Origin of the sequence: Nitratidesulfovibrio oxamicus, from assembly GCF_015731765.1 — a bacterium.
GTDB lineage: Bacteria > Desulfobacterota > Desulfovibrionia > Desulfovibrionales > Desulfovibrionaceae > Cupidesulfovibrio > Cupidesulfovibrio oxamicus.
In genome coordinates this window covers 1-2,253 of sequence record NZ_VRYY01000413.1, presented here as the reverse complement: position 1 = coordinate 2,253, position 2,253 = coordinate 1, and the positions used below count along the sequence as shown (strand labels likewise).

Below are 2,253 nucleotides of genomic sequence, written 5' to 3'. Positions count from 1 at the left end.
CCCGGCGGCGGACCCCGCTCCCCAGAGCGGCGGCTCGGACACCTCGCTGCCGTGGGATGACGTGCCGTATCCCGCACCCGGCGCGGGCGCTGCCCCCGGCGGTTCCGCCGTGGCGGATGCCGCGTCAGGCACATCTGGCGTATCTGGCGCAGCGGGTGCATCCGCACCCGTCCCCCAAGACCCTCAGGGCGACGGCACGTGGGACGGCTTCGTGCAGTATTGCGCGGAGCGCAACGGCGAGGGCGGCAGCATCCTTTCCATGCTCCGGCAGACGCAGGGACATTGTGCCGATGGCACACTGACGGTGTCCACTCGGTCCAGCACGCAGTACAACCTGCTGTCGACTCCCGGCAACGAAGCGCTTCTCGTTGCGCGTGCCCGCGCCTATTTCGGTACCGACGTGCGGGTAGAGGTGCTTCCGCCCACCACTCGTATCAAGACCCCCTCGGAACTGCGCGCCGAGGCCGAACGGCACCCCGCCGTGAGCCTGCTGCGCGAACAGTTCGGGGCCACCATGCTGTCCTGCCGGCCCCTGGCCGACGGGCGGCTTCAATAGAACCATCCGGAGGAATCCATGCGCGGTATGAACGACCTCCTGCGCCAGGCGCAGGTCATGCAGACCAAGATGAGCAAGCTCCAGGCCGAAATGGCCGACCGCACCCTTGAAGCCACCAGCGGCGGCGGCATGGTCAAGGTGACCGTTTCCGGCAAGCAGGAAGTGAAGGCCATCGTCATCGATCCCAAGGCCGTGGACCCCAACGACGTGGAAATGCTCCAGGACCTGGTGCTGACCGCCGTCAACGAAGGGCTGCGCCAGGCCAAGGACATGATGGAGAAGGAGATGGGGGCGCTTACGGGCGGTCTGAAAATGCCCGGCCTCTTCTAGGAGACGCCGCCACAAGGGGGCTTTTGCCCTCTGCCTGCGTCAGAACGCCTTTTTGCTCCGGTCGAGTACGATAAGAGTACACTCCCTTCACAAAAAGGCGTTCTTCCTTGGCAGAGAACAAAATCCCCTCTTGTGGCGACGCCTCCTGTGGTGTCCCCTGCGCATCCTGCCGCGCGGGTTATACCGGCGACAAGAGCAACCGATTTTCGCAATGTAACCCGGAGTGTCCGTGCAGCGACTGCCCGAACCGTTGAAGGCGCTGGTGGAGCAGCTCTCCCGGCTGCCCGGCCTTGGCCCCAAGTCGGCCCTGCGCCTTGCCATGACCCTGCTGAAGTGGCCCGCCAGCGAAACCCGCAGGCTGGGCCGCGCCGTGCATGACCTGCGCGACAACCTGCACCTGTGCGGGCGCTGCGGCGCGCTGACCGACGTGGACCCGTGCGGCATCTGCACCGACCCGGCCCGCAGCGGCGAGACGCTGTGTCTGGTGTCGGAGTGGGATTCCATGCTCACCCTGGAAGAGGGCGGCTTCTACAAGGGCCACTACCTCATCCTTGGCGGCCTGCTGGCTCCGCTGGACAACCTGCACGCCGATTCGCTGGATCTGGACCGGCTGACCAGACGGATGGCCGAGGGCACGGTGCGCGAGGTGGTCATGGCCCTTGGCACCACCGTGGAGGCGGAAAACACCGCCACCTACATCCGCAACATGATCGCCCGGCAGTATCCGCAAGTGCGCGTGACGCGCCTTGCCCAGGGCATTCCGCTGGGGTCCGAGGTCAAGTTCATGGATCGGGAGACGCTGCGGCAGTCCATGCAGTACCGCCAGGACCTCTAGGCTCGAAAAGGTCCTTTTGTCCCCCGGCTGCGTCAGGCTCGCTCCGTGCGAAGGTCGCTAAGGAAGCGCTCTGCGGTCGCCATCCGTAATGCTCGCGCGAGTGCTCGCATAACGGCTGCCGCATTCCCCTCGCCCGGAACTCGCCTTCCTTGCCGGAGAACGAAAACCCGGCAGTGTGCCTGCTTCGTCCTGAATGCTCTCGGCCGCTCCATCTGGAAAAGTCTGTCAGCGGCAAACAGGGCTGATCACACAACAACCCCCGCCCGCCTTCCTTGCGAAGCCGGGCGGGGTTGTTCATGGGCGAATGTCGCGCGGGGCTACGCCGCCGTATCGTTGACGTCGGCGTCGGGCATGGCGCTGCCCGAAGCGGTCAGGCACCGGGCCTCGATGCGCTGGGCCGCGCACTGGGCCAGCTCGCCCACGGTGCACAGCAAAAGGCGCCCGCGCTCGAAGTGTTCCACCGGGGCATCGCAGGTGCGCAGTTCACGCAGTGCGGGCAGGGCCTCTGGCGCGGACAGCACGCCAAGGGCCC

The 2,253-nt window shown here is 66.4% G+C and carries 2 protein-coding genes and 2 pseudogenes; 3 read left to right on the top strand and 1 reads right to left on the bottom strand.

The features are described 5' to 3' along the window. The 3 genes and pseudogenes from FVW20_RS13080 to recR all read left to right on the top strand — a co-directional run. Nucleotides 1-556 (top strand): annotated as a pseudogene (locus FVW20_RS13080) (DNA polymerase III subunit gamma/tau); the annotation flags it as partial. A gap of 18 nt (nucleotides 557-574) precedes the next feature. After that, nucleotides 575-886, top strand: a complete 312-nt coding sequence (locus FVW20_RS13075) for a YbaB/EbfC family nucleoid-associated protein (protein WP_012613379.1) — start codon at nucleotides 575-577, stop codon at nucleotides 884-886. 229 nt (nucleotides 887-1,115) lie between these two features. After that, nucleotides 1,116-1,721: a recombination mediator RecR gene (recR, locus tag FVW20_RS13070; protein WP_167125039.1), complete on the top strand. Its 606-nt coding sequence runs from the start codon at nucleotides 1,116-1,118 to the stop codon at nucleotides 1,719-1,721. A gap of 317 nt (nucleotides 1,722-2,038) precedes the next feature. Here the strand turns inward: recR and FVW20_RS13065 are convergent. Continuing rightward, nucleotides 2,039-2,253, bottom strand: a pseudogene (locus tag FVW20_RS13065) (DVU0298 family protein); the annotation flags it as partial.